Source organism: Shewanella avicenniae (genome assembly GCF_017354945.1).
GTDB classification, from domain to species: domain Bacteria; phylum Pseudomonadota; class Gammaproteobacteria; order Enterobacterales; family Shewanellaceae; genus Shewanella; species Shewanella avicenniae.
Genome location: NZ_CP071503.1, coordinates 1749350 through 1765216 on the forward strand (window position 1 = coordinate 1749350; position 15867 = coordinate 1765216).

The following is a 15867-nucleotide window of genomic DNA, read 5'->3' on the forward strand; positions in this document are numbered from 1 at the left end:
TGGACGCACTAGGCTTTCTCTGGTGAAGCCCTTGCTAACTCAACACCATCATTAGCTTGGTAGTGATGATTGGCAAATGCCGCTTTGCGTTTCATGGTGATCGCCACCAACGCTGATAATAAACAGCCCACCATCAAATAAATGGCCACTGCATGCCAACTGCCATCGGCAAAGGTCACCAGTGCTGTGGCGATAAACGGTGTAAAACCACCGCCAACGACACTTGCCACTTGATAACCGACGCCAGCACCGCTATAGCGATATCGGGTACCAAACAGTTCGGTAAATACCGGTTGCTGCACACACACCACCATATCGTGCGCCAGATTTGCCAGTAGCAGTGAACAGATAATAATGCCAGCGACAGAGCGCGCTTCTAGTGAGATAAAAAAAGGTATAGCGCTGACGGCACCAATCAATGCGCCGGTAATATATATCCGTTTACGACCATATTTATCAGCAAGCAGCGCAAAACAAGGAATGGTGATGCAACTCAATGCCCCAACGCATAAGCCGATGTTGAGGAATAGCTCGCGCGATAGCCCTAAATTGTGGGTGGAATAATTTAGCGCAAACGTGGTGACTATGTACATGGTCAGCAGTTCACATAGGCGCAAGCCGATGATCTGCAAAAATGCTGCCGGATGGCGCCGCAGTGCTTCAATTACAGGTAGTGATTGTTGGGCTGTATCGTGAAAGTCTGGTTCGGTCTGATGTTTTGCTTGCTGTTGTTCAAATTCGACAGACTCATCCATGCCTTTGCGAACTGACCACGCGGCGAGCACCAACAACACGCTGAATAAAAAGGGTATGCGCCAGCCCCACGCCAGAAATTGCTGCTCAGTAGTGAAATGGCTGATGAGCGAGACGAGCCCGGTGGATAACAGCAGTCCCACTCCGTAACCAACTTGCACGCCACTGCTATAGAACGCCTTTTTACATTTCGGGGCGTTTTCCACGGCCAGTAGCGCAGCGCCGCCCCATTCTCCGCCGACCGCAAAGCCCTGAATTGCTCTAAGTGTGACTAATAATCCTGGCGCCCACCATCCAATGCTGTCGAATGACGGAAGTAAGCCGATGAGTGCGGTGGATAGTCCCATTAACCATACGGTGAGCATTAGCATCCGTTTGCGGCCGAGACGGTCACCGAAGTGGCCGAAGATAACGCCGCCTAATGGGCGAAATAAAAAGCCAACACCAAAAGTGGCAAATGCCGCTAATGTCCCCATCGCGGGGCTTATCTGCGGGAAAAATTGCTGATTAAAGACTAATGCGGCGGTGATGCCATACAGCAGAAAGTCATACCAATCGACGACTGCTCCGGCAAAACTGCCGAAAGCTGCTTTTCTTGCGCGAACAATAGCTGAAGAATTCTCCCGTGCTTGGGAGATTTGAATATCTGTATCCATCTAGATTAACTACCACAATGACGTTTTTTTGGGGGGGCTAGCTAAGACTTTTCGCGGCTCACGTGTGACGAGGAAAGCGAGCAGACTCGTGTTGTAGCCTAGCGCGCCGTTGATGATTAGAAAACATTTAATTGAATAATCTTCTGTAAGAAAATGAGTAAATTGAGGTAACGATACACTTTTGCGGATTAATCTGAATATTATTCATCCAGATTGCGCGATTGAAGATCATTAGACCAAAGACAGATGGCTGCATGCTTAACCAGCAGCCATTATTGAACTATCAACCTCAATAATCCCCGCGCTTATGGATGAAACAGAACTGCTGCCCATTCGCAACTTCTTGGCGGAAATTGCGCCGTTTAATGAGCTATCCGCGGAGTCATTAGAACTTTGCTGTCGCAATATCAGCATCGGATATTACAGCAAAGCGTCCAAAATTGTCCCGCTTAGCACTGATAATCCAATGTTGTATATCGTCCGTAGCGGTGCCTTTGAAGTCAGAGATGCGGATGATGAATTGGTTGATAGGCTAGGTGAGGGCGATTATTTCGGTTTTCCATCGCTGCTCTCTGGCGAGGCGGTCAGCAACACAGTGCACATTTTGGAAGATGGCTTGGTTTACCATGTCGCGCCAGCCGAATTCGATCTGCTGCGGTTACAGTGCCGTAGCTTCGATCGTTTTTTCAATCGCGCTTATGCCAAACGTTTGCGTCATGAACGTCGTTATCGTAACCGAGAAACTGTCACCACCAATCGTATATCAAGCCTGATTAATAGTGCGCTACTGAGTGTCGACCACAATGAAACGGTTATTGAAGCTGCACGCGCCATGCGTCATCGTCACGTTTCATCTGCGCTGGTGCTTGATAATGGCAAGTTGTGTGGCATTTTAACTGACAGAGATTTACGTAATCGTGTGCTGGCTGAAGGGCTCACGGGCGAAGTTGCGGTGCATCAAGCCATGACGCCGTCGCCCGTCACCATTGAGGCAAAATCGTTAGTCTTCGAAGCTATGCTGTTGATGAGTGAGCACAATATTCACCATCTACCGGTCATGGACGCTGGCATCGCCATTGGCATGGTCACCTCGACCGATATCATTAAGAGTCAATCTTCTCAGCCGATTTTACTGATCCGTGAAATTGAACGGCAGCAGGATTTACCCAGTTTGATCGCCGTAAGTAAACAGATCCCTGAGTTACTGCAAAGCTTGATCAGTGCCGATGCCCGTTCAGAAGAGATTGGACGCATTCTTACCAGTGTGACCGATGCGCTTACCCGCAGGTTGATTGTATTAAATCAGGCGCTGCTGGGTGATGCGCCGATGGCGTTTTGTTGGTTAGCGTTTGGTTCGCAAGGAAGGCAAGATCAGGCCGCGTGCTCGGATCAAGACAATGGCCTGTTACTCGCAGAGGAGCTAGATGCTGAGGCAAAAAGCTACTTTCAAGCGTTAGCGCAGGGCGTTTGCAGCGGGCTCAATGATTGCGGTTACGTATTCTGCCCTGGCGATATCATGGCTCAGAATCCCACATGGATGATGTCACTGACACGCTGGAAACAGAAATTCGCCCAGTGGGTCGAAAATCCGGAGCCCAAAGCCTTAATGCATGCCAGTATCTTTTTCGATATGCGTCCGGTATTTGGCCCTGTAAATCTGTTTGATGCGCTACAAGATAGTGTGTTGCAAGGTACTAAAGACAACGACATCTTTTTGGCAGCACTCACTGGAAACGCGACTTTAGAATCACCACCGTTAGGATTCTTCCGTAAATTTGTGCTGGAACGCGATGGGACCGAAGTAAAAGGTATCGATCTGAAGCATCGTGGCAGTGCGCTAATTAACGACATTGCTCGCGTTTATGCGCTGTCAGCTGGCATCAAAGAGGTCAACACGGCGAAGCGAATTAAGCGGGCAATTGATGCAGGTGTGCTTAACCGTAAAGATGGGTTAAACCTCGCCGATGCGTTGGAATTCATTGGTCATATGCGGCTTGCGAACCAAGGGCAGCAGTTTGAGCATCGTCAGTCTTTGTCTAATTATTTAAAGCCTCAAGATTTATCGTCATTGATGCGACATCAATTGGTGGACGCCTTTAAAGTTGTACATGACAGCCAAGCAGCGATTCGACTGAAATTTATGCGGAGTTTTTAATGGCAAGCTGGCGACATCGTATCGGGTTAAGCTATCAGTTGTGGCGAGCGCAAGACGGGTTGGCGGACTACTATGCAGAGCTAAGCCAAGTGCTTAAAAAGGACTCGCTTGCGGGCATACCACTCGTTGCGATTGACCTCGAAATGACGGGCTTGAACGCTCAAATTGACCAAATTATCTCTGTTGGTATCGTGCCTATTGAACAGCAGCGATTACAGATGGCTGGCGCTGAGCACCGGTTAGTGGCTATCAATGGCAGTGTGGGGCAGAGTGCAACGATCCATGGCATTGTGGATCGGCAACTGCAGCAGGATGTGATGTCACAACAAGAGATGCTGCATTGGTTGTTACAACAAACTTACGGCAAATTGATGGTGTTTCATCATGGAATGCTGGATATTACGTTTCTTTCGAAGCTGACGGAGCAGGTATTTAACCGGCCGCTCCATTTGCCCATCATTGATACATTGCAAATTGAGCAACGTCGAGTGATGCGCGATCGACATGTTATTGAACACGGCAGTTTACGCTTAGCCGCTTGTCGAAAGCGTTATAAATTGCCGATTTACGTCGCGCATAACGCGCTGATTGATGCTGCTGCTTGCGGTGAATTATTTTTAGCGCAAACCGCATTTAATGCCTGGTCTAAGCAACCGCTGGATGATTATTTGTTTTGGTTTTGAACAGAGTTTGAAGAAAAAAGAGCGCTAAATAGCGCTCTTATCTATATAGAGCATTGGGGGAGCTTATTGAGCTTTTTCGCGACAGAAATAATCAACAGCGCGTTTAATCAATTCAAGCCCCGTCTTATCAGAAGCGGGCAATTCAGCATCACTTTGCTCGATAGGGGTTACGCGGTCGCCCCACTTAATTAACATTGCAGCACAAGTCAGCCCAGCACCAAATGCACAAGACAAAATGTTTTGACCTGGCTTAATCATGCATTGGTCCAAAGCGTCGCAAATTGCAATAGGGATAGTGGCTGCAGAAGTATTGCCATAGTTGGCAATGTTCACAAATGCTTTGGCAGGATCGATCTTCATCTTATGCACTAATGTATCGATGATACGTTCATTGGCTTGATGTGGAATAACTAAATCCACTTGGTCTTTATCTAACTGACAGTTATCTAGTACCTTGGCACTCAAAGTGGCCATGCCGTTGATAGCACGTTTGAAAATTTCACGGCCATCAAATTGGATAAAGAAATCCAATGAATCCGCTGAGTAACGATCCATTCCTGTGCCGAAACTCGCCTTTAAAATTTCGCGGCCTTCTGGGTCGTTATTGAGCTCGTAACTTAATACGCCCTCTTGCTTGTCGGTCGCTTCTAACACAACTGCGCCAGCGCCATCACCGAAAAGCACTGCTGTGTCGCGTCGTGACCAATCGATAAAGAAACTTAAACGCTCTGCGCCAATGACTAAGACTCTTTTTAATGCGCCACTACGGATTTGACCGGTTGCTAAACTCAACGCATACAAGAAGCCACTACAGGCAGCGTTGATATCAAATGCTGCACAATTTGCGCCGATGTTAGCCTGAACTGTTGAAGCGATATTGGGGATTAAGGTGTCTGGTGTAGCGGTAGCAAGAATAATCATATCGATGTCACTACCGTTCAGTCCTGCCGCAGCGAGTGCTCGTTTGGCCGCGACAGAGGCTAACTCAGAAGTATCGACATGACTGATGTGACGTTGACTGATCCCTGTGCGAGGTTTAATCCATTCATCAGAGGTGTCCATAAACGTGGCTAAGTCATCGTTGGTCAAGATCGCGGGAGGGACACACTTACCCCAACCAGTTATCGTGGCGTACTGCATATAAAAAATACTCTCAATATTGGCGCTAGACGTAGCGACTAATTACATAATGTGGGACGAACATACCGCACATGGATATCGCTGAGCCAACGTTCGCAATGAACAAACAGGATATGAAGGTGTGATGAGGTTCTGTTCAATGGGCTTAGGTTACCCCGTGATTTGCGATAAATAAAGGCCGAACCTTTATCAAGAACGCCTTAATAGTGAGGTAATGGCTAACATTTAGATAAACTCACATTTTGGGTGTATCTATAGCTGCTTTTTTGGCGCAACTACCTATAATGCCATGCAACAGAAGTTCGGGAGATACAGCGTGAAAAAAGCAGTATTTTTGGATCGGGACGGAGTAATTAACGTCGATTCAGGTTATGTCCATACCATTGATGACTTTGAATACGTAGAAGGCGTATTCGAAGCATGTCTGGCACTCAAGCAACAAGGTTATCTATTAGTCGTAGTAACCAATCAATCTGGTATTGCGCGTGGACTCTATTCAGAAGATGAATTCCAGCAATTGACCGAGTGGATGGATTGGAACTTTGCCGACAAAGGTGTCGATCTCGACGGTATCTATTATTGTCCGCATCATCCAGAGAACGGCGTAGGCGAATATAAGCAGGATTGTGATTGTCGCAAACCCAAACCCGGTATGCTAATCAGCGCGCAACGTTTTCTCAAAATCGACATGAGCCAAAGCGTAATGATTGGCGACAAAGCTGACGACATGCGGGCGGCAATTGCGGCCGACATTCCTACGCGGATTTTAGTTCGTAGCGGTAAAGAAACGACCTCAGAAGCCGAGCAACTCGCATCTGTGGTACTCAATTCCATCGCCGATGTGCCAGCGTATTTACAGCAAAAGCGCTGAAAACGTAGCAAATTTATACAAATTAGCGTGGCCTGGATTAAAAACTGAGCGGTCACGCCTAAAATTGGGATTTATTGAATATTTAGGGTTGCACAAAATAATTCAGCCCCTATAATTCGCTTCCACTGATTCGCGATAAGCGCTTCAGCCTCTAACAGGTATCTGTTGGAATGCTCTTTAACAAGTTATCAAGCAATCTGTGTGGGCACTCTCAGGTTGATATATCGACAACGATTTATCGACTTTATGAAGAGTGTTCATACGAACAGAATTCATTAGAGTCAAAACTTTCAATTGAAGAGTTTGATCATGGCTCAGATTGAACGCTGGCGGCAGGCCTAACACATGCAAGTCGAGCGGCAGCGGGGAGTAGCTTGCTACTCTGCCGGCGAGCGGCGGACGGGTGAGTAATGTCTGGGAACTTGCCCATTCGAGGGGGATAACAGTTGGAAACGACTGCTAATACCGCATACGCCCTACGGGGGAAAGGAGGGGCTCTTCGGACCTTCCGCGAATGGATAGGCCCAGATGGGATTAGCTAGTTGGTGAGGTAAAGGCTCACCAAGGCGACGATCTCTAGCTGGTTTGAGAGGATGATCAGCCACACTGGAACTGAGACACGGTCCAGACTCCTACGGGAGGCAGCAGTGGGGAATATTGCACAATGGGGGAAACCCTGATGCAGCCATGCCGCGTGTGTGAAGAAGGCCTTCGGGTTGTAAAGCACTTTCAGCGAGGAGGAAAGGTTAGTAGTTAATACCTGCTAGCTGTGACGTTACTCGCAGAAGAAGCACCGGCTAACTCCGTGCCAGCAGCCGCGGTAATACGGAGGGTGCGAGCGTTAATCGGAATTACTGGGCGTAAAGCGTGCGCAGGCGGTTTGTTAAGCGAGATGTGAAAGCCCCGGGCTCAACCTGGGAATTGCATTTCGAACTGGCAAGCTAGAGTCTTGTAGAGGGGGGTAGAATTCCAGGTGTAGCGGTGAAATGCGTAGAGATCTGGAGGAATACCGGTGGCGAAGGCGGCCCCCTGGACAAAGACTGACGCTCATGCACGAAAGCGTGGGGAGCAAACAGGATTAGATACCCTGGTAGTCCACGCTGTAAACGATGTCTACTCGGAGTTTGGTGTCTTGAACACTGGGCTCTCAAGCTAACGCATTAAGTAGACCGCCTGGGGAGTACGGCCGCAAGGTTAAAACTCAAATGAATTGACGGGGGCCCGCACAAGCGGTGGAGCATGTGGTTTAATTCGATGCAACGCGAAGAACCTTACCTACTCTTGACATCCACAGAATCTGGTAGAGATACCTCAGTGCCTTCGGGAACTGTGAGACAGGTGCTGCATGGCTGTCGTCAGCTCGTGTTGTGAAATGTTGGGTTAAGTCCCGCAACGAGCGCAACCCTTATCCTTACTTGCCAGCGGGTAATGCCGGGAACTTTAGGGAGACTGCCGGTGATAAACCGGAGGAAGGTGGGGACGACGTCAAGTCATCATGGCCCTTACGAGTAGGGCTACACACGTGCTACAATGGTCAGTACAGAGGGATGCGAAGCCGCGAGGTGGAGCCAATCTCTTAAAGCTGGTCGTAGTCCGGATCGGAGTCTGCAACTCGACTCCGTGAAGTCGGAATCGCTAGTAATCGCAAATCAGAATGTTGCGGTGAATACGTTCCCGGGCCTTGTACACACCGCCCGTCACACCATGGGAGTGGGTTGCACCAGAAGTAGATAGCTTAACCTTCGGGGGGGCGTTTACCACGGTGTGATTCATGACTGGGGTGAAGTCGTAACAAGGTAGCCCTAGGGGAACCTGGGGCTGGATCACCTCCTTACCTAAGCGATATACGATTTGATGAGTGTTCACACAGATTGCTTGATGAAATGTAGAGCAAGAAAACAGAGAAATCTGTAAGGGGTCTGTAGCTCAGGTGGTTAGAGCGTTCGCCTGATAAGCGAGAGGTCGGTGGTTCGAGTCCACTCAGACCCACCAATAATCTTGAAAATGGGGCTATAGCTCAGCTGGGAGAGCGCCTGCCTTGCACGCAGGAGGTCTGCGGTTCGATCCCGCATAGCTCCACCATCTTTCAAGATGAACACTTGCTCCGTGGTAACGGAAATGCCAAAGATAAGTTTCGAATTTATCTTTGGCTTTTTTAAGCCTGCTCTTTAACAATTTGGAAAGCTGATAGTAGAGATTAAATAGCGATATTTAATCGAAATTGAGTTCTCAAAATACTTCAATCAAGTGTTTTGGATATTCATGTGTTCGAAAGGACACAATCAAGGCGAAAACAAACCATATGGGTCGTGCATACGATTCGGTCGAGGAAACTCATCCGGGTTGTATGGTTAAGCGACTAAGCGTATACGGTGGATGCCTTGGCAGTCAGAGGCGATGAAGGACGTATTAACTTGCGATAAGCTCAGATGAGGCAGTAAAAGCCGCTTGAGTCTGAGATTTCCGAATGGGGCAACCCACTTACATAAGTAAGTATCATTAAGTGAATACATAGCTTAATGAGGCAAACCGGGAGAACTGAAACATCTAAGTACCCCGAGGAAAAGAAATCAACCGAGATTCCCCTAGTAGCGGCGAGCGAACGGGGACCAGCCCTTAAGCTTTTGGGGTGTTAGTGGAATGCGTTGGAAAGCGCAACGGTACAGGGTGACAGTCCCGTACACGAAAACTAACCTTAAGTGAAAACGAGTAAGGCGGCACACGTGACATGTTGTCTGAAGATGGGGGGACCATCCTCCAAGGCTAAATACTCCTGACTGACCGATAGCGAACCAGTACCGTGAGGGAAAGGCGAAAAGAACCCCTGTGAGGGGAGTGAAATAGAACCTGAAACCGTATACGTACAAGCAGTGGAAGCGGTTCTTGAGACCGTGACTGCGTACCTTTTGTATAATGGGTCAACGACTTACATTTAGTAGCAAGGTTAAGCGAATAGCGGAGCCGTAGGGAAACCGAGTGTTAACTGCGCGTTTAGTTGCTAGGTGTAGACCCGAAACCCGGTGATCTAGCCATGGGCAGGTTGAAGGTTGAGTAACATCAACTGGAGGACCGAACACACGTCTGTTGAAAAAGACGGTGATGACCTGTGGCTGGGGGTGAAAGGCCAATCAAACCGGGAGATATCTGGTTCTCCTCGAAAGCTATTTAGGTAGCGCCTCGAGCGAATACCATTGGGGGTAGAGCACTGTTAAGGCTAGGGGGTCATCCCGACTTACCAACCCTTTGCAAACTCCGAATACCAATGAGTACTACTCGGGAGACAGACGGCGGGTGCTAACGTCCGTCGTCAAAAGGGAAACAACCCAGACCGTCAGCTAAGGTCCCAAAGTTATTGCTAAGTGGGAAACGATGTGGGAAGGCTTAGACAGCTAGGATGTTGGCTTAGAAGCAGCCATCATTTAAAGAAAGCGTAATAGCTCACTAGTCGAGTCGGCCTGCGCGGAAGATGTAACGGGGCTAAGCAATACACCGAAGCTACGGGTACATACTTTGTATGTGCGGTAGAGGAGCGTTCTGTAAGCCGTTGAAGGTGAAGGGGTAACCCACACTGGAGGTATCAGAAGTGCGAATGTTGACATGAGTAACGATAATGGGGGTGAAAAACCTCCACGCCGAAAGACCAAGGGTTCCTGTCCAACGTTAATCGGGGCAGGGTGAGTCGACCCCTAAGGCGAGGCTGAAAGGCGTAGTCGATGGGAAACGGGTTAATATTCCCGTACTTCTGCTAACTGCGATGGAGAGACGGAGAAGGCTAGGCCAGCGCGGCGTTGGTAGTCCGCGTTTAAGGTAGTAGGTGTTGTGCTTAGGCAAATCCGGGCACATTTACACTGAGAGCTGATGACGAGTCACTAAGGTGATGAAGTGGTTGATGCCAAGCTTCCAGGAAAATCTTCTAAGCTTCAGGTTAGTAGGAATCGTACCCCAAACCGACACAGGTGGTCGGGTAGAGAATACCAAGGCGCTTGAGAGAACTCGGCTGAAGGAACTAGGCAAAATGGTACCGTAACTTCGGGAGAAGGTACGCTCCTGTTGGTGATGAGACTTGCTCTCTAAGCTGACGGGAGTCGCAGATACCAGCTGGCTGCAACTGTTTATCAAAAACACAGCACTGTGCGAACTCGCAAGAGGAAGTATACGGTGTGACGCCTGCCCGGTGCCGGAAGGTTAATTGATTGGGTTATCTTCGGAGAAGCTCATGATCGAAGCCCCGGTAAACGGCGGCCGTAACTATAACGGTCCTAAGGTAGCGAAATTCCTTGTCGGGTAAGTTCCGACCTGCACGAATGGCGTAATGATGGCCAGGCTGTCTCCAGCCGAGACTCAGTGAAGTTGAAATTGCGGTGAAGATGCCGTATACCCGCGGCTAGACGGAAAGACCCCGTGAACCTTTACTATAGCTTGGCACTGAACATTGACCCTGCATGTGTAGGATAGGTGGGAGACTATGAAGTTAGGACGCTAGTCCTGATGGAGTCGACCTTGAAATACCACCCTTGCAGTGTTGGTGTTCTAACCTTGGCCCCTAATCGGGGTTAGGGACAGTGCCTGGTGGGTAGTTTGACTGGGGCGGTCTCCTCCTAAAGAGTAACGGAGGAGCACGAAGGTTGGCTAAGTACGGTCGGACATCGTACGGTTAGTGTAATGGCACAAGCCAGCTTAACTGCGAGACAGACACGTCGAGCAGGTACGAAAGTAGGTCATAGTGATCCGGTGGTTCTGAATGGAAGGGCCATCGCTCAACGGATAAAAGGTACTCCGGGGATAACAGGCTGATACCGCCCAAGAGTTCATATCGACGGCGGTGTTTGGCACCTCGATGTCGGCTCATCACATCCTGGGGCTGAAGTCGGTCCCAAGGGTATGGCTGTTCGCCATTTAAAGTGGTACGCGAGCTGGGTTCAGAACGTCGTGAGACAGTTCGGTCCCTATCTGCCGTGGGCGTTGGATGATTGAGAGGGGCTGCTCCTAGTACGAGAGGACCGGAGTGGACGAACCGCTGGTGTTCGGGTTGTCATGCCAATGGCATTGCCCGGTAGCTACGTTCGGAATCGATAACCGCTGAAAGCATCTAAGCGGGAAGCGAGCCTCAAGATGAGTCATCCCTTAGACTTTAAGTCTACTAAAGAGCCGTTCAAGACCAGGACGTAGATAGGCAGGGTGTGTAAGCGTTGTGAGGCGTTTAGCTAACCTGTACTAATGACTCGTGCGGCTTAACCATACAACCCCGATGGGTTTTGGTAACCTTGATGAATAGAGAAATACTTGATTTGAAGTATGAGAACGAACTACTAAAAGAAGCAGCTTTCCGAATTACTTGTTTTTGCCAGAAAGGCGAGAGCAGAAAAGAATTTGTCTGGTGACAATAGCATTGTGGTCCCACCTGATCCCATCCCGAACTCAGAAGTGAAACACAATCGCGCCGATGGTAGTGTGGGGTTTCCCCATGTGAGAGTAGGTCATCGCCAGACGCCCAATTAGATTTACACTTGAAAAAAGTGGAATCAAAAAAGATAGCAGAGGCCACCCAAACGGGTGGCCTTTTTGTTTTAATTGCAATTCCACAATCTCATTTTGTACTTGTCTTGAACATCATAACCATCTTTATTCTCGATAAATCACAAACCTAGCCATTTCTTTCTATGTCTAATGTTCGTCAAATAATGTCGGCGTTCAATGTGTTATGATGCCAACATTCAGAGAAAGTCATCGGAGTGAATGGCGGTGTTAACCAAGCTATTAGTGACGCTTTTGGTTGTTGTGATTGGTTGGAAGGTGATTAATAAACGTCAGACATCGACCAGTATACAATCAGCTAAAGCAGCTTCATCGCTGTCGAATAATAAATACACCTTAGTGGCTGGACTATTATTAGTAGTAGCTGCGGCAATCGTTGGTTGGCAATGGTGGGTCGGTTTTCAGCAGGTGAGCGTCACTATTGTGTCGCCCCGAGATGGTAAAGTAGAAACTTATCTCGTGCGAAAGCGCGATATTAGTGAAAATAAAATTGTGACAGTTGATGGTCTAATCATCAGGCTCTCTCAAGAAGAACGGATAGAAATTACACCGTAGTTTTCTTATTAAAGAGATTAACTTTTCTTTCTGAATTAATCAGTTAAACTATCACCACTTTTCCCTTCCTGACCGAATTAGCTGCCTTAGGAGGTTCTATGATTACCGCTTATATTTATCAACATCAGCAGCTAAAAATCATTGAACTCACGACATCAGATGCTATTCCCAAAGACACTCTTTGGTTAGATCTCTATCGCCCTGACGAGTTAGAGCGTGAGTGGTTGGCTAAATATTCGGTTGAGGAAGTGCCTGATGAAGAAGATATTAACGAAATTGAAGCGTCAGCACGTTTTTACCAGAATAGCGACGGTTTACACATCAATTCATTGTTTCCGCAGCGTGTAGGGCAAGATGTACGAGGGGTTAACGTATCCTTTAATTTGCGTACGAATTTTTTACTGACAATTCGTGAAGAGGATGTAGGACTTATACGTCTGTTGCGTAACTATTTGCGCTTAGGACGAATTGACGTCAAGACGCCTCAGGGGTTGTTCCTTGAGTTGTTTAACCTCAAAGTCGAATATTTATCTGACTTAATCGAAGACGTTTATACGGTGTTGGAAAACGTTAGTCAGCAGGTGTTCGAAAGTGATGAGCTAGACGATATTTTCCGTATGATTACCTTGCAGGAAGACTCGAATGGAAAAATCCGTTTGAGTTTGCTGGATACCCAGCGTTCCTTGCGATATATGCAAAAGTATTACCGCCGCGAATTGCTCGAAGAAGAGATGAAAGATATGCGTGAAATGCTATCCGATATCGAGTCTTTGATGCCTCACAGTCAGTTTATCTTCGATAAATTGAATTTCTTGTTGGACGCCGCAATGGGTTTCAGTGGTTTACAACAGAATAAAATTATCAAAATCTTCTCGGTTGCTGCGGTCGTGTTCCTACCACCCACGCTGATTGCAAGTAGCTATGGCATGAACTTTAAGCACATGCCTGAATTAGATTGGTATGTAGGTTATCCATTGGCTATCGTGTTGATGCTAGCCAGTGCGGCTGGTACATATCTGTTCTTTAGACGTAAAGGGTGGCTATAATTCAACCCGTTTTACGATTAAGTTGAATCACCTCTGCTCGATGACTTCTGAAATGTTCGGGGTCTCGCAACACATCGGCAAGTGCACCAAACTTAGTACGCATCATAGACACTGTGGTAATACAACGTTGATAAGGATTGGTGCAGAGTTCGAGCCGGCGGTTAAGGTGTTCCTTCACCGCCCGGAGTTGAGATTGATTGCCGCCAGCGCTGTTAATCAGCTCTTCCGACATGGATGACTGCAACTGATTTAGCTCTTCAGGCCTATGTTTTGCCATCCACATCAACGTATCAAAGTCTGGTAAATCTTTCATATACGCGCTCCTTTCCGTCCTTGGCTGCCTTGAATGACAGTGGAGCTAGTCCGCCCCGCTTAGTTAAAGCGTAGCGTATATTTCAACAAAAGCTGTATTAATTATCCCTTTGAGTCAGAGCCAAAGTAGTAACTGATTCTTTCTCTTGGGTTTAAGTATTTATAGATATTTTCCGGTAATGCTGTAGCTGGAATGCAACGCGTTATTTTCAGCCCTTCGGCTTCCAAGTCGATGATCGGTGCTTGATCTTTAGGCACCATTGGATCGTAGACGAGAATACGCGGGTATAACAGTTTGTCGAGATTCACCGACATCACGAGTCCAAACTGACCTGAGGTTAGCTCAACGACAGAACCTGGTGGATAAATGCCGAGCATTTTGATTAGCGTTCCGACAACTTCTTGATTTAATTTCCCTTTCGAATATTTATATAAATACCCCAGCGCCGCATATGGCGTTTTTCCACTTTGCCCTGAAGAAGGATGGCACAGTGTATCGTATTTATTTACCGCAGCAGCGAGTTGCGCATGTTTCGAGAGTTGATCTGCTTTCAGATTTCTTGGATGTCCGCTGCCATCTAAGTATTCATGATGGTTCACAATCACGTCAGTTGCAGCTTGTGGAAAATTGTCAACAAGCTTGATGAGTTCAGTCCCAAGCAGGGGATGTTGATTGAGCAGATTCTGTTCTGGGGCTGAAAGAGCTTCTTTCTTACGCAACAATTGTGTTGGTAGTTTAAGTTTTCCGACATCGTGAAACAACGCCCCTAAGCCCATCGCTTCAATATCTGCTCTTGGCCATTCGAGTTGTTTTGCTATCAACATCGAAAGCACTGCAACGTTTAGCGAATGATAATAAATACCATCGTCTTTCTTTTGATCTGCCATTAGATGTAGTACGAGGTTATCCGTCGCCAGTAATTCATCTGTAATGTCAGAAATTAACTCTTTGCCTTCGTCTATCGCATTTAATGGGCGTGATCGTAGCTTATTGATTAGATTTCGCATTCTAGCCAGAGAACGATCGAAATTCTCTTCGGTTTTGTTTAAATCCCGACGCATTTTTTTAAGTATTTCGATACGCTCAGCTTTGTAGTGCTCCATTTTGACATGGAGTTCATCGACTTCCTGAGCTGAAATATCTGCTCCAGCTTCATTATCGTTATCTAGCGGTGGAACGTCGCTTTTGGAGATGTCTACATAAACCGAATCCAGTCCTAATTTCTTGATAAGCTCTATCTGTGCTTGTTGTTTGATTCGAAAGCTGCTGAAAAGGAACGGGTGATCCTTCCACGATAAAGGGAGTCTGACATAGTTACCGACTTGCAGCTGATTTATGGAAACGAAACGACTATTACCCATAGGACACTATTTTGGTTGTTATAAAAATGGTGAGTTGTACTCTATTACTTTACATCACGATGATAGAGATGCCAGCATATAGTGATCATGGAACATGAACTTGGCAACATGGATTTTATAGAAGTTTTTCCTAACGCAATTTCTGACGCGCTATGTGAGCGAATTATCACCATATTTGACCAACATCCTCAAGTTCGACAAGGTCGTACAGGCCTCGGTGTTGATGAAGCTAAAAAGCTAAGTACAGATATCACGCTTGATCGGCACCAAGACTTGTTACCGTTACGAGACGAGATACTTGCGCAAACTTTCTCTGCCATTTGCGATTATTTTGATAAATACTCACTGGCGCTGATGGGAGCCGTTGCAATGCAAGTCTCTGATGAGAATGGTCATATTGTGACTTTATCGCTTGATAATTATCAGCGCTTCGGACATCCTCGAGCGGCTTCGCTGGTTAAGTATCTTTATCGCAGTGGCGAGTTGAATATTCAAAAATATCCCAAAGGAAAGGGCGGTTATCCTCATTGGCATTCAGAACAATATCCGCAGCTGCCGGATAACGAAGCTTTACATCGTGTCGTGTTGTTTATGGTGTATCTGAATGATGTCACAGAGGGCGGCGAAACAGAGTTTTACTACCAGAAAAAGAAACTCATCCCCAAAAGGGGAACCTTGGTGATAGCGCCAGCAGGTTTTACCCATAGCCATCGCGGTAACGTGCCAATCAGTGACGACAAATACATCGTCACATCTTGGATAATGTTTAATCGTGCCGAGCAGCTATATCGCCGTTAAC

General features: G+C 47.3%; 10 protein-coding genes, 2 tRNA genes and 3 rRNA genes. 11 read left to right on the forward strand and 4 right to left on the reverse strand.

Annotation, left to right across the window (positions count from 1 at the left end; translation table 11 throughout):
- Positions 1-8: 8 nt before the first annotated feature.
- Positions 9-1409 carry a shikimate transporter gene (shiA, locus tag JYB87_RS07730; protein ID WP_207356291.1) on the reverse strand — a complete coding sequence of 467 codons (1401 nt, stop codon included), beginning with the start codon at positions 1407-1409 and terminating at the stop codon, positions 9-11.
- 307 nt (positions 1410-1716) lie between these two features.
- Between shiA and JYB87_RS07735 the strand changes: the two genes are divergently transcribed.
- A complete protein-coding gene (locus JYB87_RS07735; protein WP_207356292.1) occupies positions 1717-3564 on the forward strand; it encodes a DUF294 nucleotidyltransferase-like domain-containing protein in 1848 nt (615 codons plus the stop codon).
- The gene (locus JYB87_RS07740) at positions 3564-4247 is read left to right on the forward strand and encodes an exonuclease domain-containing protein (protein ID WP_207356293.1); all 684 of its coding nucleotides are present in this window, start codon (positions 3564-3566) and stop codon (positions 4245-4247) included. Before JYB87_RS07735 ends, JYB87_RS07740 begins: the two co-directional genes overlap by 1 nt.
- Positions 4248-4310: 63 nt before the next feature.
- Here JYB87_RS07740 and JYB87_RS07745 read toward each other — a convergent pair whose 3' ends face one another.
- Complete coding sequence (locus JYB87_RS07745) at positions 4311-5387, reverse strand: ketoacyl-ACP synthase III (protein WP_207356294.1); 1077 nt, start codon at positions 5385-5387, stop codon at positions 4311-4313.
- 289 nt (positions 5388-5676) lie between these two features.
- Between JYB87_RS07745 and gmhB the strand changes: the two genes are divergently transcribed.
- The 8 genes from gmhB to corA all read left to right on the forward strand — a co-directional run bounded on the left by gmhB (position 5677) and on the right by corA (position 13394).
- Entirely contained in the window at positions 5677-6258 is a 582-nt protein-coding gene (gene gmhB / locus JYB87_RS07750; protein WP_207356295.1) for a D-glycero-beta-D-manno-heptose 1,7-bisphosphate 7-phosphatase, read from the forward strand.
- Positions 6259-6549: 291 nt separating this feature from the next.
- Positions 6550-8092: ribosomal RNA gene (locus JYB87_RS07755) — 16S ribosomal RNA — on the forward strand.
- Between the two features lie 81 nt (positions 8093-8173).
- A tRNA-Ile gene (locus JYB87_RS07760) sits at positions 8174-8250 on the forward strand.
- Between the two features lie 14 nt (positions 8251-8264).
- Positions 8265-8340 (forward strand) — tRNA-Ala (locus tag JYB87_RS07765).
- Positions 8341-8607: 267 nt separating this feature from the next.
- Positions 8608-11497, forward strand: a 23S ribosomal RNA gene (locus tag JYB87_RS07770).
- A 134-nt stretch (positions 11498-11631) separates the two neighbouring features.
- Positions 11632-11747: ribosomal RNA gene (rrf, locus tag JYB87_RS07775) — 5S ribosomal RNA — on the forward strand.
- The 16S, 23S and 5S rRNA genes sit together here with 2 tRNA genes alongside, the layout of an rRNA operon.
- A 247-nt stretch (positions 11748-11994) precedes the next feature.
- Entirely contained in the window at positions 11995-12348 is a 354-nt protein-coding gene (locus tag JYB87_RS07780) for a hypothetical protein (RefSeq protein ID WP_207356296.1), read from the forward strand.
- Positions 12349-12446: 98 nt separating this feature from the next.
- Positions 12447-13394 (forward strand): magnesium/cobalt transporter CorA, encoded by a 948-nt coding sequence (gene corA, locus JYB87_RS07785; protein ID WP_207356297.1) that lies wholly within the window; start codon positions 12447-12449, stop codon positions 13392-13394.
- A 1-nt stretch (position 13395) separates the two neighbouring features.
- Here the strand turns inward: corA and JYB87_RS07790 are convergent, their stop codons facing one another.
- Positions 13396-13707 carry a DUF3135 domain-containing protein gene (locus tag JYB87_RS07790; protein ID WP_207356298.1) on the reverse strand — a complete coding sequence of 104 codons (312 nt, stop codon included), beginning with the start codon at positions 13705-13707 and terminating at the stop codon, positions 13396-13398.
- A 101-nt stretch (positions 13708-13808) separates the two neighbouring features.
- Positions 13809-15068 (reverse strand): HD-GYP domain-containing protein, encoded by a 1260-nt coding sequence (locus JYB87_RS07795; RefSeq protein ID WP_207356299.1) that lies wholly within the window; start codon positions 15066-15068, stop codon positions 13809-13811.
- 108 nt (positions 15069-15176) lie between these two features.
- Between JYB87_RS07795 and JYB87_RS07800 the strand changes: the two genes are divergently transcribed.
- Positions 15177-15866: a 2OG-Fe(II) oxygenase gene (locus JYB87_RS07800; RefSeq protein WP_207356634.1), complete on the forward strand. Its 690-nt coding sequence runs from the start codon at positions 15177-15179 to the stop codon at positions 15864-15866.
- Position 15867: the final 1 nt, after the last annotated feature.

Coding starts and splice junctions, on each gene's coding strand:
- shiA (WP_207356291.1), bottom strand. CDS start 1,409: ATGGATACAGATATTCAAATCTCCCAAGCACGGGAGAATTCTTCAGCT.
- JYB87_RS07735 (WP_207356292.1), top strand. CDS start 1,717: ATGGATGAAACAGAACTGCTGCCCATTCGCAACTTCTTGGCGGAAATT.
- JYB87_RS07740 (WP_207356293.1), top strand. CDS start 3,564: ATGGCAAGCTGGCGACATCGTATCGGGTTAAGCTATCAGTTGTGGCGA.
- JYB87_RS07745 (WP_207356294.1), bottom strand. CDS start 5,387: ATGCAGTACGCCACGATAACTGGTTGGGGTAAGTGTGTCCCTCCCGCG.
- gmhB (WP_207356295.1), top strand. CDS start 5,677: ATGCAACAGAAGTTCGGGAGATACAGCGTGAAAAAAGCAGTATTTTTG.
- JYB87_RS07780 (WP_207356296.1), top strand. CDS start 11,995: ATGGCGGTGTTAACCAAGCTATTAGTGACGCTTTTGGTTGTTGTGATT.
- corA (WP_207356297.1), top strand. CDS start 12,447: ATGATTACCGCTTATATTTATCAACATCAGCAGCTAAAAATCATTGAA.
- JYB87_RS07790 (WP_207356298.1), bottom strand. CDS start 13,707: ATGAAAGATTTACCAGACTTTGATACGTTGATGTGGATGGCAAAACAT.
- JYB87_RS07795 (WP_207356299.1), bottom strand. CDS start 15,068: ATGGGTAATAGTCGTTTCGTTTCCATAAATCAGCTGCAAGTCGGTAAC.
- JYB87_RS07800 (WP_207356634.1), top strand. CDS start 15,177: ATGGATTTTATAGAAGTTTTTCCTAACGCAATTTCTGACGCGCTATGT.